At 39.2% G+C, this 19751-nt stretch carries 18 protein-coding genes and 1 pseudogene; 13 read left to right on the top strand and 6 right to left on the bottom strand.

Going from position 1 to position 19751, the window contains the following annotated elements; all coding sequences use genetic code 11:
* Nucleotides 1-113 precede the first annotated feature (113 nt).
* Nucleotides 114-1265, top strand: a complete 1152-nt coding sequence (locus ACLTU0_RS00360) for a G5 domain-containing protein (RefSeq protein ID WP_412320929.1) — start codon at nucleotides 114-116, stop codon at nucleotides 1263-1265.
* A 54-nt stretch (nucleotides 1266-1319) separates the two neighbouring features.
* Here ACLTU0_RS00360 and ACLTU0_RS00355 read toward each other — a convergent pair whose 3' ends face one another.
* The 3 genes from ACLTU0_RS00355 to ACLTU0_RS00345 all read right to left on the bottom strand — a co-directional run bounded on the left by ACLTU0_RS00355 (nucleotide 1320) and on the right by ACLTU0_RS00345 (nucleotide 2764).
* On the bottom strand, nucleotides 1320-1781 hold the full coding sequence (locus tag ACLTU0_RS00355) for a hypothetical protein (RefSeq protein ID WP_412320927.1): 462 nt from the start codon (nucleotides 1779-1781) through the stop codon (nucleotides 1320-1322).
* A 22-nt stretch (nucleotides 1782-1803) separates the two neighbouring features.
* Entirely contained in the window at nucleotides 1804-2307 is a 504-nt protein-coding gene (locus ACLTU0_RS00350; RefSeq protein ID WP_412320926.1) for a hypothetical protein, read from the bottom strand.
* 82 nt (nucleotides 2308-2389) lie between these two features.
* A complete protein-coding gene (locus ACLTU0_RS00345; protein ID WP_412320924.1) occupies nucleotides 2390-2764 on the bottom strand; it encodes a zinc-ribbon domain-containing protein in 375 nt (124 codons plus the stop codon).
* A gap of 144 nt (nucleotides 2765-2908) precedes the next feature.
* Between ACLTU0_RS00345 and ACLTU0_RS00340 the strand changes: the two genes are divergently transcribed.
* A complete protein-coding gene (locus tag ACLTU0_RS00340) occupies nucleotides 2909-3196 on the top strand; it encodes a hypothetical protein (protein WP_022229323.1) in 288 nt (95 codons plus the stop codon).
* Between the two features lie 46 nt (nucleotides 3197-3242).
* Here the strand turns inward: ACLTU0_RS00340 and ACLTU0_RS00335 are convergent, their stop codons facing one another.
* Nucleotides 3243-4076, bottom strand: a complete 834-nt coding sequence (locus ACLTU0_RS00335) for a deoxyribonuclease IV (RefSeq protein ID WP_337871104.1) — start codon at nucleotides 4074-4076, stop codon at nucleotides 3243-3245.
* Nucleotides 4077-4169: 93 nt separating this feature from the next.
* On the opposite strand from ACLTU0_RS00335, the gene ACLTU0_RS00330 reads away from it, so the two are divergent.
* From ACLTU0_RS00330 to trmB, 5 genes are all read left to right on the top strand, one after another.
* The gene (locus ACLTU0_RS00330; protein ID WP_022229321.1) at nucleotides 4170-5777 is read left to right on the top strand and encodes an ABC-F family ATP-binding cassette domain-containing protein; all 1608 of its coding nucleotides are present in this window, start codon (nucleotides 4170-4172) and stop codon (nucleotides 5775-5777) included.
* On the top strand, nucleotides 5778-6428 hold the full coding sequence (locus tag ACLTU0_RS00325; protein WP_412320922.1) for a hypothetical protein: 651 nt from the start codon (nucleotides 5778-5780) through the stop codon (nucleotides 6426-6428).
* Nucleotides 6425-6937 (top strand): dihydrofolate reductase, encoded by a 513-nt coding sequence (locus ACLTU0_RS00320; protein ID WP_412320921.1) that lies wholly within the window; start codon nucleotides 6425-6427, stop codon nucleotides 6935-6937. Before ACLTU0_RS00325 ends, ACLTU0_RS00320 begins: the two co-directional genes overlap by 4 nt.
* 121 nt (nucleotides 6938-7058) lie before the next feature.
* Nucleotides 7059-9818 (top strand): S-layer homology domain-containing protein, encoded by a 2760-nt coding sequence (locus ACLTU0_RS00315; RefSeq protein WP_412320919.1) that lies wholly within the window; start codon nucleotides 7059-7061, stop codon nucleotides 9816-9818.
* Nucleotides 9819-9955: 137 nt separating this feature from the next.
* Nucleotides 9956-10624, top strand: a complete 669-nt coding sequence (gene trmB / locus ACLTU0_RS00310; RefSeq protein WP_022230015.1) for a tRNA (guanosine(46)-N7)-methyltransferase TrmB — start codon at nucleotides 9956-9958, stop codon at nucleotides 10622-10624.
* A 41-nt stretch (nucleotides 10625-10665) separates the two neighbouring features.
* On the opposite strand, the gene ACLTU0_RS00305 is transcribed toward trmB, so the two are convergent.
* Together ACLTU0_RS00305 and galE are read right to left on the bottom strand one after the other, a co-directional pair.
* Nucleotides 10666-11373, bottom strand: a complete 708-nt coding sequence (locus ACLTU0_RS00305) for a DNA alkylation repair protein (RefSeq protein WP_412320917.1) — start codon at nucleotides 11371-11373, stop codon at nucleotides 10666-10668.
* Between the two features lie 71 nt (nucleotides 11374-11444).
* On the bottom strand, nucleotides 11445-12470 hold the full coding sequence (galE, locus tag ACLTU0_RS00300; protein ID WP_022230013.1) for a UDP-glucose 4-epimerase GalE: 1026 nt from the start codon (nucleotides 12468-12470) through the stop codon (nucleotides 11445-11447).
* Nucleotides 12471-12969: 499 nt separating this feature from the next.
* Between galE and ACLTU0_RS00295 the strand changes: the two genes are divergently transcribed.
* The 6 genes and pseudogenes from ACLTU0_RS00295 to ACLTU0_RS00270 form a co-directional block, all read left to right on the top strand.
* The gene (locus tag ACLTU0_RS00295; protein WP_147514696.1) at nucleotides 12970-13464 is read left to right on the top strand and encodes an amidase domain-containing protein; all 495 of its coding nucleotides are present in this window, start codon (nucleotides 12970-12972) and stop codon (nucleotides 13462-13464) included.
* A gap of 96 nt (nucleotides 13465-13560) precedes the next feature.
* A complete protein-coding gene (locus tag ACLTU0_RS00290; RefSeq protein ID WP_412320914.1) occupies nucleotides 13561-15276 on the top strand; it encodes an ABC transporter ATP-binding protein in 1716 nt (571 codons plus the stop codon).
* 15 nt (nucleotides 15277-15291) lie between these two features.
* Nucleotides 15292-17013, top strand: coding sequence for an ABC transporter ATP-binding protein (locus ACLTU0_RS00285; protein WP_298974091.1), 1722 nt, complete (start codon nucleotides 15292-15294; stop codon nucleotides 17011-17013).
* Between the two features lie 57 nt (nucleotides 17014-17070).
* Nucleotides 17071-18198: a patatin-like phospholipase family protein gene (locus ACLTU0_RS00280; RefSeq protein ID WP_298974092.1), complete on the top strand. Its 1128-nt coding sequence runs from the start codon at nucleotides 17071-17073 to the stop codon at nucleotides 18196-18198.
* 95 nt (nucleotides 18199-18293) lie between these two features.
* On the top strand, nucleotides 18294-19478 hold the full coding sequence (locus ACLTU0_RS00275) for an HlyD family efflux transporter periplasmic adaptor subunit (RefSeq protein ID WP_412320912.1): 1185 nt from the start codon (nucleotides 18294-18296) through the stop codon (nucleotides 19476-19478).
* A 17-nt stretch (nucleotides 19479-19495) separates the two neighbouring features.
* Nucleotides 19496-19751 (top strand): annotated as a pseudogene (locus ACLTU0_RS00270) (YggS family pyridoxal phosphate-dependent enzyme); the annotation flags it as partial.

Below are 19751 nucleotides of genomic sequence, written 5' to 3'. Positions count from 1 at the left end.
ATTCATATTGCAATATTTGAAATTATTTTGTAATAAAAACGTAATAAAAAGCTTGACAATGTAACAATTTTGTAGTATACTATGGGACAAGTAATGAAAGGGGTTTAACTTTTATGACTACACAAGAGATGACAAAACAAGAAATGATAATGAATTTGCGTGAAAAACGCGAAGAAAAGAAAAAAGCAAAATTGAAAGCAAAACACAGAAGATGTACGATTGCAATTATTACGCTTGTGGCAATGATGACGGTAATATTCGGTACTGTATACAGCGCATCGGCGAAGGAAATCACAATTACGGAAATAAACGAATTTGCGGGAACAAATGAAACAAAAACTGTAAAAACAAGAAGTGAAAGCGTTGAGGGTGCTCTTGAAGAACATGGCGTGAATGTTTCGGATACCGATAAGATTAACGTTTCAACAGAAAAGCCTGTTGAGGATAATGAAAATATTGTTATCAAGCGTGGTAAGCGTGTTACAATTAAAGTCGGTGAATCGGAAGAAGTTGTAACAGTAACAAAGGCGGACGTTAAGGACGCACTTGTTGAGGCAGGATATATTCCGGGTGAATATGACCAAATTTCAGCCAACGGCGACACTGTTGCAAGCAGTGACACAATCCAGCTTGTATCGGTGAGCCATACAGACGAAACCGAAACGGAAGTAATTCCTAAAGGTGTTGAATATGTTGATGATGCGACTTTGATCAAGGGACAGGAAAAAGTCGTTGACGAAGGACAAGACGGTGTGAAAACAATCACTTACAAGGTTACATACCAAGATGGTCAAGAGGCGACAAGAGAGGTGATAGACGAACAAGTTACAACTGAAATGCGTAACAAGGTTATTGCAAACGGTACAATGGAGCCGACTCCTGCACCTAAAAATACAACGGTTAAAGATACTTTTGCAGCGAAATCAACAGTAAGCGATGACGGCGGTACTGTAAACGGATATAAATATAAGAAGAAAATCACAATGACTGCTACAGCTTATTCGACTTCACCGTCAGAAAACGGCGGTTATACGGTTTCTGCAATGGGTAATCCGCTTGGATATGGTATAGTTGCAGTTGACCCGAGCGTCGTTCCATTGGGCTCAAAAGTGTATGTAACATCAGCCGACGGCTCATGGTCATACGGCGTTGCAAGTGCCGAAGATACCGGCGGTGCAATTAAGGGTAACAAGATTGATTTATGCTACAATTCTAATGCCAACAATTTTGGCAGAAGAAGTTGTGTAGTGTATATTTTGGAATAATGTGTAAATAAAAATCCCGCTTTGATTTAACATCAAAATGGGATTTTTTTGTGTTTATTGATTTTTTGGAACTAATTGAACTTTGAGGGTATAATTTATAGTTATAGAATTGCCGTCTTTTAATGATGCGTTCTTACGTTCTTTGATGGCATATGAATTTTCTTCGACGTTTGGACTCATTCTTTCGTCTATAAAATTGTCGTTCCCATCAAGTATAAATTCGCCTTCTCCGCTTATAGCTATAATGTCATATTTGCCAGCCGGAATATCGCCTGGAATTTCATAATCGCCGGCGGTAAGTTCATATGTAGAATTATTGTCAGCAGATTGATTTTCTGTTGGATTTGGTGTCGGATTTTGTGTGGGTTTTGGAGTGTCCTTTTTTTCGGCACTTTCTAACTGTGCTTTGAGCTTTTCGTTTTCTTTTTTTAATGCCTCAACCTCAGGATTTAATCCACATGCAGTTGTGGATAATATCAAGGTTGCAGACAATATGATTGTCAGTAATTTTTTCATATGCAAAATCTCCATTCAAAAATTAGTTCTTAGGGATTAATTGTGTTTTAAGAGTTCCGCTGATTTCGATTATGTCTCCCTCAACAAATTTGGCATTTTTATAATCTTTAATATAGAATGTGTCATTATCAACTCCAAGAATTTCACTTAGGTCGTAATATCCATCATTTCCTTTCTTTTTGAAATTACCATGACCGCTTACAGCTACAATGTCATATTTACCGGCGAGTACATCAGCCGGTACTTCATAATTTCCGGCGGTAAGCTCGTAAGAGGTGTTGGAATTGGCTTGGGTATCTGATGTTTTTTGTTCTTCGGCCTTTTCTTTTGGTTTTTCAGTCGGTTTTTCTGTTGGCTTTTCTGTTGGTTTTTCAGTAGATTCGCTACTTTCTTCTAATTGAGCCTTAAGTTGTTCATTTTCTTGCTTTAATTCTTCGAGTTCTGAATTTGTTCCACAGGCGGTTGTAGACAACAACAAAGCCACAGACAATACTGTTACTAAAAATTTCTTCATAATAAATTCCATAGCCTTTCTGCCCACATAGTTAGTGAAAAATGTAGCTGACTTTGTCTGTGGGCTGACAAAGTAGTAACTACAAATTTGAATATTAAATAAATGCTTTGAACATACTTGAAACAGATGCCAATACTACAAAGTACCACACTATACTTAAAACTATACCAGTACAAAAACCGATTAAAGCCCATTTGCCATATTCTTTGGCAGAGATAGGGGTATCCTTGCTTTGTACAACGAATAAAATCAATCCGGCAAGAGGGATAAAGAATGACAGTACCTTAAGTCCTGCTGACGGGGTGTCGTTTATTACACTGACTCTGTGCTGTGCGGCGCCGCAGTTAGGGCATATATCCGCTTTTTCACTAATCATTGTGCCGCACTCTCTGCAAAATGATTTATGCAACGGCTCGGACTGCGGTTTGTTTTCAGTTGTTACATTTGTGTTTTCTGTTTGATTTTCCATTGTAATCTTCCTCCTACTACATATAGTATTATTTTTATGATATTAAAAATATATAATTAAATAGTATTCTTATATGTATTAAATATAAGAATATAGGATTATTTTAGCATAGAATATATAATTGTGTCAAGAGGAGGAATCGCTTTGAAAAAATTTGAACCTAAAAAACCTGAAAAAGAAGTTATTTCACTTAGATTGGATAGTAGAATGTTAGAAGAAATCAACAGTTGGGCTATTGAAATTGATATAAGCCGAAATGAATTTATAAATCAATGTATAGATTTTGCGTTGAAAAACATAGATACTGATTTGGTTGAAAGTGTGGAAAGAAAACATAATACAAACGGCAGAGGCGGACGCAGTCAGATTATCCCTAAGTTAAGAACAGGATTTGAAGAAGATGAAGAAAACCAAAAAAAAGATGAGGGCTGACGTCCTCATCTTTTCTTGGGTTTTGTATTTAATTTAGTATTCTGTTTTATATAGTATATGCTTCTCGAAGCATTTGAATTTCTTTTTTATAACCGTCAAGTTCATTCGGAGTTTCAAGCAAAATCGGAATACCCTGTAATTTTGGGTGATTGATAATCTTAACCATAGTATCAAAACCGATACTGCCTTCACCGATTTTTTCGTGTCTGTCCTTATGGCTTGCAAAAGGATTTTTGCTGTCGTTCATATGAATTGCTTTTAATCTGTCAAGACCGATAATTCTGTCGAACTCATCAAGAACACCGTCAAGGTCATTGACAATATCATATCCGCCGTCGTAAATATGGCAAGTATCCATACACACGCCCATTTTATTATCAAGTTTAACGCCGTCAAGGATTTCTTTCAATTCTTCAAAACTGCGACCTATTTCAGTACCTTTACCCGCCATTGTTTCAAGTAAAACTGTCGTTGTCATATCGGGTGTAAGTACAGTATTAAGCTGCTTTACGATAAAATCAATTCCGATTTCTACACCTTGTCCAACATGACTGCCGGGGTGGAAGTTGTACAGCTGGTTTGGTGTATACTCCATACGTCTTAAATCGTCAGCCATTGTATTTAAGGCAAATTCGCGAGTTTCTTCTTTATTGGAACACGCATTAAGCGTATACGGTGCGTGAGCGAGAATTTGCGAAAAATTATTTTCTTTCATAAATTCAAGGAAGTTTTTTACGTCTTGTTCGTCAATAGCTTTCGCTTTACCTCCGCGTGGATTACGCGTGAAAAATTGAAAAGTATTTGCGTCAATGCTCTTTGCCTCTTTACCCATATTCATATAGCCTTTTGCGGCTGACAAGTGACAACCTATATTTAACATTCTGATTTCCTCCTATAATATACTTGCATTAATAACATTATTATAGTATAATTGAAAAATAAAATCAACAATAAAAATTAGGAGAAATATTTAATGATTACAGTAACAAACGTAAGTCTGAATTTCAGCGGACAAAATCTGTTTTCGGACGTTAATTTAAAATTCACACCGGGCAACTGCTACGGCGTAATCGGTGCAAACGGTGCGGGAAAATCGACTTTTCTTAAAATTCTTTCGGGTGAACTTGATTCGACAACCGGTGAAGTGTCTATCGACCCAAATTGTCGTATGTCGGTTTTGAAACAGGATCACTTTGCATATGACGAGTACACTGTACTTGATACGATTATTATGGGTAACAAGCGTCTTTATGATATTATGAAAGAAAAAGACGCGTTGTATGAAAAAGAAGATTTCTCAGACGAGGACGGTATAAAAGCGGCTGAACTTGAGGCGGAATTTGCGGAAATGGACGGTTGGGAGGCTGATTCCAATGCGTCAAAGCTAATGCAGGGTCTTGGACTTGACGAAAGTATTATGTATTCGCAGATGGCTGATCTTGGCGGTAACGAAAAGGTTAAAGTCCTTTTGGCACAGGCATTGTTCGGTGACCCTGACATTATCCTTCTTGACGAACCTACAAACCACCTTGATTTGCAGGCTATTGAATGGCTTGAAGATTTCTTGCTTGATTACGAGGGTACAGTCATAGTTGTATCGCACGACAGATATTTCCTTAATGTTGTGTGTACGCATATCGTTGATATTGACTATTCAAAGGTTAAGATGTATGTCGGTAACTATGAGTTCTGGTACGAGTCAAGTCAGATGATGGAAAGACTTATCAAGCAACAAAATAAAAAAGCTGAAGAAAAAATTAAAGAATTGCAGACTTTTATTCAGCGGTTCTCTGCGAATAAGTCGAAATCAAAACAGGCTACAAGCCGTAAGAAAATGCTTGATAAACTTACAGTTGAAGAATTGCCTGCGTCATCAAGACGTTATCCGTTTGTCGGCTTTGATATGGATAGAGAAGCAGGACGCGATTTGCTTACCGTTGACGGACTTTCAAAGACTGTAAACGGTGAAAAACTTCTTAATAATATATCATTCACACTAAATCATGACGATAAGATTGCCATAATAGGTGAAAACGAAATTGCAATCACTGCACTTATGCAAATACTTGCCGGTGAAGATGAGCCGGACGAGGGTACTGTTAAGTGGGGCGTAAGTACGTCAAGAAGTTATTTTCCTAAAGATAACTCTAAGTATTTTGACGGCTGTGAACTAAATCTTGTGGATTGGCTAAGACAATACAGTGCGGCAGGCTTTGAAACTCAAAACGAATCGTATATAAGAGGATTTTTGGGAAGAATGTTGTTCTCGGGTGATGATGTATTCAAACAGGTAAACGTGCTTTCCGGTGGTGAGAAAGTCAGATGTATGCTTTCAAGAATGATGTTGTACGGATCAAACGTACTTATACTTGACCAGCCTACAAACCACCTTGACCTTGAGTCAATCACTGCGGTAAACAACGGCTTGAAAGCATTCAAGGGAAACGTTATATTTGCGTCACACGACCACGAATTTGTGAATACCGTTGCAAACAGAATTATTGATATTCGTGAGGACGGCACAATCGTGGACAGAATGTGTACATTTGACGAGTATATCGAAATGAAAAGAGGTAACTAAATGAAATTTGAAAATACAGAGGTTTACGGCTTTAAACGGGCACTTAAAGGTATGAGAAACCCTCTTGAATCATGGCATAAAAATGATACGGTTGAGGAGAACGGAAAAGTCATAATCGGTGAAAACGATTTGGATTTGGCACAAAGACTTATAAAATCGGGCAGTGAACACAGAAAATTTATGCGTCAGATTTTTGTGTCGGTTGATATAACAGGTCCGCTTTATTGGTGGAAAGAATTTGATACGTATAAGGTCGGTACAACCGCGAACAGTACATCGACAATGCACAAACTTGCGTCAACACCTATTACTGCCGAGTGTTTTGAAATTGACGATTACAATTCAGATCTTGATTATGACGGCACAAAACTTGGTGATGTGATAGACAAGCATATAGAATTTTTGGAGAGTATGCGTGTAAAGTATCTTGAAACAAAGGATAAGGCATATTGGAAAGAACTTATCAGATGGTTGCCGTCAGCGTGGCAGCAGACAAGAACCGTTACAATGACATACGAAAATCTTTTGGCGATGTGTTCAAAAGGTCAGAGAAGATTTCACAAATTGACAGAATGGTCAAAGTCATTCATCAATTGGGCGAGAACACTTCCGTATGCACAGGAATTGATATTTCCTGATGAAACAGAATGAAAATAATTGCGGCGGTTGATGAAAAGTGGGGCATTGGCAAAGGTATGAATTTGCTGTTCCGCATATCCGAGGATATGGAATTTTTTAAAGAAAAAACAATGGGTAAGACGGTTGTTATGGGCAGAAAGACGTTGGAGAGCTTCCCTAACGCAACACCGCTTAAAAATCGAAAAAATGTTGTACTTACAACCGATAAAAATTTTAAGTGTGACGGCACGGAGATTGTTCACGATATAAAAACGATTATCGGAAAATACGGCGGTGACGATACTTTTGTCATAGGCGGCGGAGAGGTTTACAGACAGCTTTTGCCGTACTGTGACAGTGCGTATATAACAAAGGTGTTTTCCGACGGCAATGCGGATGTCTTTATCGACAATCTTGATAAAAATGAGGTGTGGGAGCTCGGTAACGTGTCCGAAAAATGCGTTGAAAACGGCATTTCGTTTGTGTTCTGCACTTATATAAACAAAAATCCTCAATCGCATTTTGAACAAAAAACACTGTAAATTACACATTGAATTTATGAAAAACACTTTAAAAAGTTTGTGAAATATGATATTATATAGATAATGATTATTATGCTTTAATGGATAGGTAAAGTATATATAAAAGAGGGAGGATAACTAAATGCTTAAAAATTCAAAGAAAAAACTAAGAAAATTAGGTGCATTTTCTTTGGTTCTTGCTCAGGTTGCGGCAGTAGGAGTAGTTGCTCCTATGACAAGTGCAAGTGCATTTGCCGGCAGTGCAATCACAAGAAACATGGAAAACCTTGATAGAGGTGTCGTTGCGACAAAGACTGACGACGGTGTACTTATTTCATGGAGAAGATTGGCAACAGAGCCTGCTGACACTACATTTACTCTTTACAGAAACCAAGAAAAGATTAACGAAGGTGCGGTTACAAACTTTGTTGACGCGTCAGGTACTGTAAACGATAAGTATACAGTAGTTGCAAACGGCGAAATGTCAGACAGCGTAGGCGTATGGGAGAACGGATACCTTGATATTCCTTTGGCTAAAGCTCCTGAAAGTGACGTTTTACAAATGGACAGAAACGGCATATACTACGGTTCATATACACCGGGTGACTCATCATACGGTGACCTTGACGGTGACGGACAATATGAAATCGTAATGCTATGGAGCCCTTCAGACGCTAAGGACGCCGCTACAGGCGGCAGAACCGGTAAGGTTTATATGGATGCTTACAAACTTGACGGTACTCAGCTTTGGAGAATTGACATGGGTTACAATATCCGTGCAGGACAACACGATACTCAGCTTAACGTAGCCGATTTTGACGGTGACGGCAGAGCAGAAGTTATGGTGAGAACTGCTGACGGTACTGTTGACGGTCAAGGTAACGTAATCGGTGATGCATCAAAGGGCGAAACATACGAAAACAGCTGGGCTGCTCTAAACGGCGGTAAAAACTTGCAAGGTCCGCTTTATGTAACGTGTTTTGACGGTACAACAGGTAAGGCTCTTGACACAATAGATTATTTCCCGAATAATACTGTCGGCTCAAATGCTGCATCACTAACATTCGGTGATGATTTCGGTAACCGTTCGGAAAGATATAACAGTACAATAGCTTATATTGACGGTCAGTCACCGTCTGCTGTATTTGCAAGAGGTTATTACTTCGGTAAGGGTATCTCAAATCCTAACGGACGTACAGGTGCCGCTGCATACAGCTTTAAGAACGGCAAGCTAAAGATGGAATGGTCATTTGATACAGCCGAATCAAAGAATAACGGCTATATCGGTCAAGGTAACCACCAAATTGAAGCAGGTGACGTTGACGGCGACGGTAAGGACGAAATTTTCTACGGTGCTTTGACATGGGATAACGACGGTTCGGTTCTATGGTGTACATATCAAGAGCACGGTGATGCTATGCACCTTGGTGACTTCGACCCAACTAAAGAAGGTCTTGAATGGTTAAAAGCTTATGAGGATTACAGTGCAGACAGTGAAGTGTTTGATTTGAAAGGTCCACAACTTTCTCCATACATCACATCTAATACAATATTTAAAAATTCGGCTGCAGCTGCTGCTCAAGGCGCTCCTAATGATCGTCATCAATGGGGTATTTCACTTCAAAACGCTAAGACAGGCGAATTCTATCAAATTCACAACGGTATCAAAGATACAGGTCGTGCTATGATTGCCAATATCGGTTACGGCGACTCTTGGTACGCTATGTGGGGTGCAGGTTCATCAGGTTACTGGGACAGCAACGGTAACGAACTTCCTGATCTAAAGGCTGCTATGAACGGCAGAATTTATTGGACAGGCGACTTACAGGATGAACTTCAAGACCACAACGGTGCAGGTAAAGAAATTACTGTAACAAAGTGGAATGACAATACAAAGACATTCGATAAGATTTTCGAGGGTAAGGGTTCACACTCAATCAACTCAACAAAGGGTAATCCGAACCTACAAGCTGACTTGTTAGGTGACTGGAGAGAAGAAATTGTTTCTTACACAATCACAGGTCAAGACACAAAGAAAGAAAAGACAACGATCAAGGGTAACTTTGATAAGGATGTTGAAGTTGAATTAGATAAGACTGTATATCAATATGCTCTAAGACTATATGAAACACCATATGCAACAAATTACAATTTCTATACTCTTGCACATGATGATATTTACAGAAACTCATCAGCAACAGATACAAACTGTTACAACCAACCGCCACATATCAGCTGGTATATGAACGACCATATTGCTAATTCACAGTACACAACTCAACCGGACGCAAATGTTAAACTTGTTTCAAATTCATACAAGGCAAAGGCATTTGACGAATCTGCTCTACCTGTTGCAGGTTCAATACCATCAACAGATTCACCGTTCGTTGACGTTGTAGGTCACTGGGGTAAGACATACATCGATAAGATGTATAAAGCAGGCGTTATCAACGGTATGGACGATACACACTTTGCTCCTGACGGAACTGTAACAAAGGGTCAGTTTGCAACACTTATCGTAAACGCTCTAAAGATTGATACAGATTCATCATTGGCAAGCGAACACTGGGCAATGCCATTCGTAAAAGCCGCTCAAAATGCTAACCTAATTGCAGAAGATATTCCGTTCACTGTTGAAGATTTCGATAAGGAAATTTCAAGAGAAGAAATGGCATCAATGGTTGCTAAGGCTGCCGCATATAAGAATGTTGAGGCTAAGGCTGCCGATAAGGAATTTACAGACGCATCAGACATCGCAGCATGGGCTGTTGAAGATGTAAACAATGCAGTTGGTTTGGGCATTATCAACGGTATGGATGACGGTTCATTCCAACCAAAGGCTAATGCAACAAGAGCACAGGCTGCTACAATGCTTTCAATGCTTTGGGATTTAATTAAATAAATCATAAAACAATATTAAAATCGGACGCGTATGCGTCCGATTTTTTTGTGATTTTTAAAATATTTGAGAAATATATTGTAAAAAAATTATTGTTATAGTATAATAAATGAGAAATTTGTATTTGAGGTAAAAATAATATGAGAATGAGAAAAAAGAAAAATTGTGACGCAAGAATGGAGCGTTGCAGTGATATATGGATAAAAGAGCCTGAAAAGTATAAGGGCAAATGGGCTGAACGTTTCGGTAACGATAATCCTATTCATATTGAAATCGGTTGCGGTAAGGGTAATTTTATTGTCGGTATGGCGAAGATGTACCCTGATGTGAATTTTATTGCGATTGAAAAGGTTGAGGACGTTATAGTTATGGCTATGGAAAAAACTGTGGCAGCTGAACTTACAAACGTTTTGTTTATGGATATGGATGCGGAAAAAATTGAAGATATATTTGAATTTGGCGAGATAAGACGTATTTATCTTAATTTTTCTGACCCTTGGAAGAAAAATAAACAGGCAAAACGCAGACTTACTCATAAGCGTTTCCTTGACAGATATAAAGCCGTGCTTAAACAGGGCGATTATATTTGGTTTAAAACCGATAATAAGGCTTTGTTTGATTTTTCGCTTAACTCGTTTGCGGAGGAAAATTTCAAGCTTGAAAATATCAGTCTTGATTTGCATAATTCAAAGTTTGAAGGCAACGTTATGACTGAATATGAACAACGCTTCTCTGAACAGGGTATGCCGATATACCGTCTTGAGGCGACATATCTCGGTTGGGAAGACAACCGAAAAAAAGAAAGCTAACAGAGAAGATAAAAAATAACAGTATGGCAAGCACCCTACTGTTATTTTTTGAACTGTAAAACAAGTTCTTTATCTTCTTTTGATATTCTTAACGATTCACGAATTTTTCGTACCGCCATATTTTGAGTGGCTGCGTTTAAATCGTTGCTTTCAAGAAATTTCATTGTTTTATCTCTGCACTTTGCGGCGGCTGTTGCAACGAGCCAGCCTTGCATCATTTGAACATAGTAGAAATCTGAATTTACCGAGTTGACGTATGAGAGCACTTTGTCGATATATTCATCGGTCAAATAAAATTCCATAAGGCATTTAAAACCAAAACGTACAATCCACGGATTTTCGTTGTAGATAAAATATTCAATGTCATTTAAAAATTCATCTAAATGTTTCTTCAATCCTTTAAATGAAACAATGTCGCAAGTTTCCCAACTTGTGATTTGAGCAACGTATTGCTTGATATAGCCGAGCATTTCGTGATAATCGCACTTAATGAGCGACATAACCAAGCCTTTAATCATAATTTCTTCACGGTATGCGTTGTTTTTGCAATTAAGGAATGACGCGTAGTCACCTTTTGAAATAGCTTTAGCCGTTTGACGCAAGATGGGTACACGAATACCGATAGATTGCGTTCCGCCGGGAACAAGCGAGTCACTGAATTTTTTGTATTTTTCGTCAGCCAATGTTTTTAAGTATTCCGCAAATTCGTCATAATCTGATTGCGTCCATATTTCTTTTGTAAGCTCCATTATTTGTCCTTTCTTTGTCTGAAAATAAAAGAGTTGTTTTGGAATAAATCTAAAACAACTCTTAAAATCAATTATTCACCGAAACCGTCAGGGTGAGTTGACTGCCATCGCCAACTGTCAGCGCACATTTCGTCAATACCTCTCTTAGCCTCCCAGCCAAGTTCAGCCTTTGCCTTTGCAGGATCTGCATAACATTCGGCAATATCGCCCGGTCTTCTTGGGTCGATTTGATAAGGAATTTCCTTACCGCAAGCCTTTGAGAATGCCTTAACAATGTCAAGAACGCTGTAACCGTTACCTGTACCAAGGTTGTAGATGTGTACGCCTTCCTTGTCTGAACAATGTTCAATAGCCTTAACGTGACCGATTGCAAGGTCAACAACGTGGATATAGTCACGAACGCCTGTACCGTCAGGAGTAGGGTAATCATTACCGAATACGTGAACTTTTTCAAGCTTACCTACTGCAACTTGTGCAATGTATGGAAGTAAGTTGTTCGGAATACCCTTAGGGTCTTCACCCATAATACCGCTTTCGTGAGCGCCGATTGGGTTGAAGTAACGAAGAAGTGTTACAGATAGCTTTGGATTAGCTTTTTGAGCGTCTGTCATAATTCTTTCGATAAATAGTTTTGTTGTTCCGTAAGGATTTGTTGTAAGAATTTTGTCACCTTTGTTGTCAGTTTCAACGATAGGAACTCTTTCAGGATCGCCGTAAACAGTAGCTGATGATGAGAATACGATGTTGTTGCAGTCGTATTTTTCCATAGCCTGCATAAGGTGAAGTGTACCTGTGATGTTGTTATCATAATATGTAAGCGGTATTCTTGTAGATTCGCCGACTGCCTTTAGACCGGCAAAGTGAATAACTGCGTCGATTTTATTTTCTGCAAATACCTTTTCTGTTGCCTCTTTGTCAAGCAAGTCTACTTTGTAGAACGGAAAATCCTTTCCTGTAAGTTTTTTTACTGCGTCAAGGCATTTTTCACTTGCGTTGTAAAGATTGTCAAGTACGACAATTTCATAACCTGCATTTAAAAGTTCGACACAAGTGTGGCTGCCTATGTATCCTGCACCGCCTGTTACCAATATTTTCATTAGCGATTCCTCCCTATATTTATTTAATTTTATTATATACCAATATAAAGCATTTTTCAATACTGAAAAATATTTTTGTCGGGATTTTATAAAAATATGTGTGACGTCGGGACAGCGTCCCTTACGAACAAAATTTTATTTATTCGGGCGACCAATGGTCGCCCCTACGTAATATTATCGTTTTGCCGCCCCTCAGTCAACTGCGTTGACAGCTCCCCTCAAGGGGAGCCGAAGTGTGGAGGGGTATAATGTAAAAGGGACGTGGGGGAGCTGTTCCGTACGAACGAAATTTTATTTATTCTGGTGACCAATGGTCGCCCCTACGTAATATTATTGTTTTGCCGCCCCTCAGTCAACTGCGTTGACAGCTCCCCTCAAGGGGAGCCTAAAAAGCCTCTCCTTGAGGAGAGGTGGCACGAAGTGACGGAGTGGTGGTATTTATCACCCATTAACAAAACCGCCTATATTCCATATTATATTAATATACAAAAAGAAAGGAATGATATTTATGGAATATAACAGAGCGAATGCGGTTGCATATGCGAAAAAGTGGGCATACGGAAGAAATCCGAAATACTATGATTTTTCTGATTTGGGCGGTGATTGTACAAACTTTGCGTCACAGTGCATATATGCCGGCAGCGGCGTTATGAACTACACGCCGACATACGGTTGGTACTACATTTCTGTAAACAACAGAGCGCCGGCATGGACAGGAGTTGACGAGTTATACAGATTTTTAACCACCAACCGCGGTGCAGGACCTAGAGCGATATTAACCGATTTATCACAAATTCAAAACGGCGACATTATTCAGCTGCAATTTACCGACAAAGAAAGATTTGACCATTCTCCGGTTGTGGTTGACGCAGGAAACAGAACACCGCAGTCAATTCTTGTTGCGGCACATTCGTATGATGCGGATTGCAGACCGCTATCGTCATACCGATATATAAAAATACGTCCGTTACATATTACGAATGTAGGCGAGTGAAAATATTAATATTAATGCACATTTTTCATTGAATATTTTTAGAAAAAGTGATAAAATAAAAAGGATATTGATTTTTTACAAAAGAGGTGTTATATATTGAAAAAACTATTTCCGTTTCTGAAACCGTACAGGCTTCAGCTTACAGTCGGACCGTTTTTTAAATTGTCCGAGGCGGTGTTGGAGTTGCTAATTCCGACTCTTATGGCTTTGCTGATTGATAACGGAGTTAACATGGGTAACAGAAGTTATATTATTAAAATGGGTATATTAATGCTTGTCATTGCGACATTCGGTGTAATATTTGCGTTTATATGTCAGTACAGTGCGTCTATCGCGTCACAGGGATTCGGTACAGATGTGCGTAATGCGATGTTCAAAAAAATCGGTACACTGTCATTCGCACAGCTTGATAAGTTTGGTACGCCGTCACTTATAAACAGAATTACGGGTGACGTTACTCAACTTCAATCGGCGGTTGCAATGCTTATACGTCTTGTAATCCGTGCACCGTTTCTGTGCGTCGGCGGACTTGTTATGGCGATTATGATTGACTTAAAGCTGTCGATTATATTTATGATTGTCATACCGCTGTTTATACTCGTACTTTTCCTTGTAATGTTCAAGGCAGTACCGCTTTATAAATCTGTTCAGAAAAAGCTTGACTCGCTTACTTTGGTACTTCGTGAAAATCTTTCCGGTGTGCGTGTAATTCGTGCGTTTGCAGGCGTAAAACGTGAAAAAGAAAGATTTAAAGACAGAAATACAGATTACGCAAATACAGCTATAAGAGTCGGTAAAATTGCCGCACTTACCAATCCGCTTACTACTATTATAATGAATCTTGCGGCTATTGCGGTTATTTATTTCGGCGGTATTCGTGTAAACACAGGTCATCTTTCGCAGGGTGAAGTTATCGCGTTTATCAACTACATTACGCAAATTCTAAACGCTATGATAGTCGTTGCAAACCTTGTTGTTTTGTACACAAAGGCATATGCGTCGGCTTTGCGTGTGGGGGAAGTTCTTGAAACAGAGCCGCTTATTGAATACGGCGAAAAGAATACTACTCAAAACGGTGAAAATGCGGTTGAATTTAAAAACGTATCATTGACATATACAGGCAGTAAAGTACCGTCTGTCGATAATATTAATTTGACGATTAAAAAGGGTGAAACAATCGGTATTATCGGCGGTACAGGTTCCGGTAAGAGTACGCTTATAAGCCTTATACCGCGTTTTTATGACGCGACAAAGGGTGAAGTGCTTATTGACGGCGTGGATATAAAGAAATACGATGAGGACACGCTTAGAAAGACTGTTGCGGTTGTACAGCAGAGAGCGGCACTTTTCTCGGGTACAATAGCGGACAATCTTCATATGGCAAAGGCAGACGCAACGTTGGAAGAAATGCGTCGTGCGGCTGATACGGCACAGGCAACCGAATTTATCGACAGATTAGAAAAAGGCTTTGATACATTCGTTTCACAAGGCGGTAACAACCTTTCCGGCGGTCAAAAACAGCGTATTACAATCGCACGTGCGTTAATCAAAAATTCGCCTATACTTATTTTGGACGACAGCGCCAGTGCACTTGACTATGCGACAGACGCAAATTTAAGACGTGCTATTAAAGAAAATACCGACAGTCAGACAGTTATAATTGTGTCACAACGTGTAAATTCGGTGAAAGACGCGGACAGAATTGCGGTTATGGACGACGGTGAAATTGTCGGAATAGGTACACACAAAGAACTTGTTGATACTTGCGATATTTACAGGGAAATTTGTTACTCACAGGAACAGCTTGACTAAGAAAGGGGTAAAACGATGAAAAACAATAAAACACTTTCAAAGCTTAACTCTTATATTGCGGGTAACAGAAAATATCTTATTTTGGTTATAATATCGGCATTGCTTGCAAACATATTTATGCTTGTTGCACCGTATATTTCGGGTAGAGCTATCGACTTTATCAAAGGCGAAAATAACGTAGATTTCCCTATGGTTGCGAAATTTATAGGAATACTTTTTGCGGTTTATGTGCTTAATGCTTTGTTTACATGGGGAATGACAGTGTTTACAAACGCACTTTCAAACCATTCGATTGAAAAAATGCGTAAAGACGCATTCGGCAAGATTTCAAAATTGCCGCTTAAATTTTTTGACGGTCATTCACACGGCGATATTATCAGCCGTCTTACAAACGACATAGACGCAGTTTCCGAAGGCCTTTTGCAGGGAATTACACAGCTGTTTTCGGGTATCGTAACGGTTGTCGGTTCGCTTGTCTTGATGTTCTTGCTTGACTGGAGAATAACACTTTGTGTTATTGTTATTACGATTATTTGTATATTCGTTTCAAAAGCGATTGCGACTAATTCGGGTAAAATGTTCAGATTACAGGCACAGACTATCGGTGAACTTAACGGTTATGTTTCGGAAACGGTCGGCAATTTAAAGGTTGTCAAGGCATTTGGTTATGAGGACAAGAGCAGTGAAGTATTCGGCGAGATAAACGCACGTCTTTACGACTGCGGTCAAAAGGCTCAATTCTACTCATCGCTTGTCAATCCGACTACAAGATATATCAATAACCTTGCGTATATTTCTGTCGGCGTTCTTGGCGGACTTGCCGCACTTGCCGGACATTTGTCGGTAGGTATAATATCAAGTTTCTTGATTTATGCTACACAGTTTGCACGTCCGATTAATGATATGACAAGTATTTTAACTCAACTTCAATCTGCACAGGCAGCGGCGGCAAGAATTTTCGCGCTTGGCGAAATTGAGCCTGAAACGCCCGACGAGGACAGACCCGAACTTGAAGTTAAAAACGGTGAAGTTATGTTTAAAGACGTTGATTTCTCATATAATAAGGATAAAGAACTTATCAAAGACTTGAATATTGCTGCAAAACCGGGTCAAAGAGTAGCAATAGTCGGACCTACGGGTGCAGGTAAAACAACTATCGTAAATCTTTTGATGAACTTCTACGGTGTGGATAAGGGTACTATATTCGTTGACGGACAGGCTATTGATTCTGTTCAGCGTGACAGCTTGCGTAAGAATTTCGGTATGGTACTTCAAGATACTTGGTTGTTTGCGGGTACTGTAAAAGAAAATATCGCATACGGTAAAGAGGGTGCGACAGAAGAAGAAATTATAAATGCCGCAAAGGCTGCGTCTGCACACGGCTTTATCAAGCGTTTGCCGAACGGCTATGATACAATGATTACAGAGGACGGCGGAAATTTGTCGAGCGGTCAAAAACAGCTTTTGACTATTGCACGTGCGATGCTGTCAGATCCTAAAATACTTATTCTTGACGAGGCAACTTCAAATGTCGATACAATGACAGAGCAGAGAATACAAAAGGCATTTCTAAAGATGATGGAAGGCAGAACAAGCTTTATTATCGCTCACCGTCTTTCAACAATTCGTGAGGCTGATTTGATTCTTGTTATGGACAAGGGCAGAATTATTGAACAGGGTACTCACAATGAATTGATTGCCAAGAATGGATTTTATACAAAACTATATAACAGCTAATTTATTTGGTGTGCGTGAAAATGCACACCAAATTTTGCATTGGGTAGGAGGACAAATATGGAATACGGACTTGTCTTAGCCGGCGGTGGTGTCAGAGGGGCATATCAGATTGGTGTATGGAAAGCGCTTAAAGAACTTAAAATTAAAGTTTCGGCGGTGTCGGGTGTTTCAATCGGTGCGGTAAACGGTGCGCTTTTCGTGCAAGGCAGTAAAACAAAAGCCGAAAGATTATGGAACAAAATTGCGATTGACGATATTATATTGTTGCCGAAGGAAATGGAGAATGACGAAAATCTTTTTAAAGTCAAAAACTTAATGAAAATCGCAAAAGAAATTTACAGTAACAACGGACTTGATATGTCACCGCTTGAAAATCTGTTAAATGAAATAGTCGACGAGGATAAAATTCGTAATTCCGAAATTGATTTCGGTATAGCGACTTTTTCACTTTCGGAGAAAAGCGAAAATTATTATTTTATCAAAGACATACCTTACGGTAAACTGACCGAATACCTTATGGCGAGTGCGTGCTTTCCGGGATTTAAGGCGAGGACGATTGACGAAAAGAAATTTATAGACGGCGGTGTGTCAAACAATATGCCGATTAATATGCTGCTTGAAAAAGGGATTGACAATATTATTGCGATAGATGTAAAGGGAGTGGGGTTTTACAGAACTTTTAATCTTGCCGGTAAAAATGTGATAAATATTAAATGCTCACGTCCGCAGACGGGGACGTTTGATTTTGACAGGGACGGAATAAGAAAAAGCATACAGGACGGATATTACGACTGTATGAAAGCGTTCGGCAAATTCAGCGGCGTTTTATTCAGTTTTAAAGCAAGAGATTACGCAGCTGCAAGAAGATTATATTCAAAGGAGCTTATTGAGGGTATTGAAATTGCGGCGAATATATTCGGCGTAAATCCGTACAAACTGTATACGATTGATGAACTTGTCGGTGCGGTTATGAATGAATATTTTGAATATGTCCGTCAGCATAACGGCGAAATATCGGGCGGTGTGTTTGAAAAAATAAAAAATGCAGATGAACGGCTGTTTATGACGTGGATTGTTGATGTGCTTGAAAAGGGTAAAAGTGATTTTGTGAAAGAAAAGTTGTCAATACTTGGTGAAAAATATGACGCCGCATCGGCTATTTTATATTTTAAATCACAAAAATGATGTTTGCTATTGTATTTAGTCGAAAAAAATTATATAATATAATTATATTGACAGAAACCACAAAACATTTTTGTGGATTAAGGGGAAAATAACAGATGAAGAAATTCTTTATCACAGTAATCTGTATAGCGATAGCCGCTATGGTCGGATACGGTATTAAATATGCCGTCACACCGATAAACACGCAGAAATTAAGCTATATAACGCAAGAAAATGCTATAAATACAAATGGTTTTATTATACGCGATGAATGGGTTATGTATTCACGCAGTGCAGGAACGGCTTATCATTCCGTTGCGGAGGGTGAGAGAGTCAGCAAAGACAGTACAATCGGTTCTTTGTTTTACGGCGATGTCAGCGATGACAGCATTAAAGAACTTACCGTTGTTGACAACAAGATAAAAAAGACAAGAACAGAAAAGAGTGAAGAATCAATTTCAACGCTCGATTCAAACACTTTGGAGAATAACATATACGAGCGTGAAAATGATATAATTGACGCGGCGCAGGATAACGATATTCTTTCTATTGCAAAATACAAAAAGGATATTAACAGCCTAAGACAAAGCAATCAGCTTGCGGAGGACAACACAGAGCAGGAACTTGAAAATCAGCGAGAGCAGATTTTAAACAGTATCGGCGTAAACAAAGAGGATATTTATGCACAGATTTCGGGTGTGTTTACAACTTATGTAGACGGATACGAAACGGAGCTTGTTCCGAATGACATAGAAAATTATGATGTTTCATATTTTGAAGGTTTGTCGCAGTCACCGAAGATACAGAAGATTGACAATAAAATCAATGCCGGCGGTGCGGTGTGCAAAATTGTTAATAATCACGTTTGGTACGTTATGATGGATATACCGTCAGACACCATAGAAGGCAGAGAAGTCGGCGATAACGTAAAACTTAGGTTTAACAATATGGCGGACGCAGTTGTTAAGGGCAGTATAAATTCCGTTTCAGCTGAAGAAAACGGCAGAGTTATATTGACGGTTAAATGCCCGACATATCTTGAAAGTGCATTTTCTTACAGACTTGTGGATGTGGACTTGATTTTTGAAAGCTATGAAGGCTACAAAGTACCGATACAGTCTGTCAGAACGGAAGACGACGGATCTAAGAAGGTCATAGGAATAAAAGAAAACAGAGAGCATGACTGTTATTGCGATGTCTTGTTTACAAATACAGACGCCGGATATGCAATAATCGAATCGACAGACAACGCGGAAAATAAACTTTCACAGATGGAGAGAATTGTTGTCGGTGAAAGATAGGTAAAGGAATGATAAAAGTGAGTATAGCGGAAAATCTTGAAGAAGTTGAAAAGAGAATAAGTGCGGCGGCTAAGAGGAGCGGACGCAAACGTGAAGATATAACGCTTGTTGCCGTTACAAAAACTCACCCTGCCGAAATGATGAACGAAGCAATAAAGCTTGGTGTAACGGACATCGGCGAGAATAAGCCGCAGGAGGTAAGGGACAAATATGACAGCGTTTTGCCTGCAAAGTGGCATCTTATAGGTCATTTGCAGACAAACAAGGTTAAGT

Origin of the sequence: Hominilimicola sp., from assembly GCF_046972485.1 — a bacterium.
Lineage (GTDB): Bacteria > Bacillota > Clostridia > UBA1381 > UBA1381 > Hominilimicola > Hominilimicola fabiformis.
Note: the sequence above shows the minus strand (reverse complement) of the source record. Positions and strands in the feature narration are given on the sequence as shown.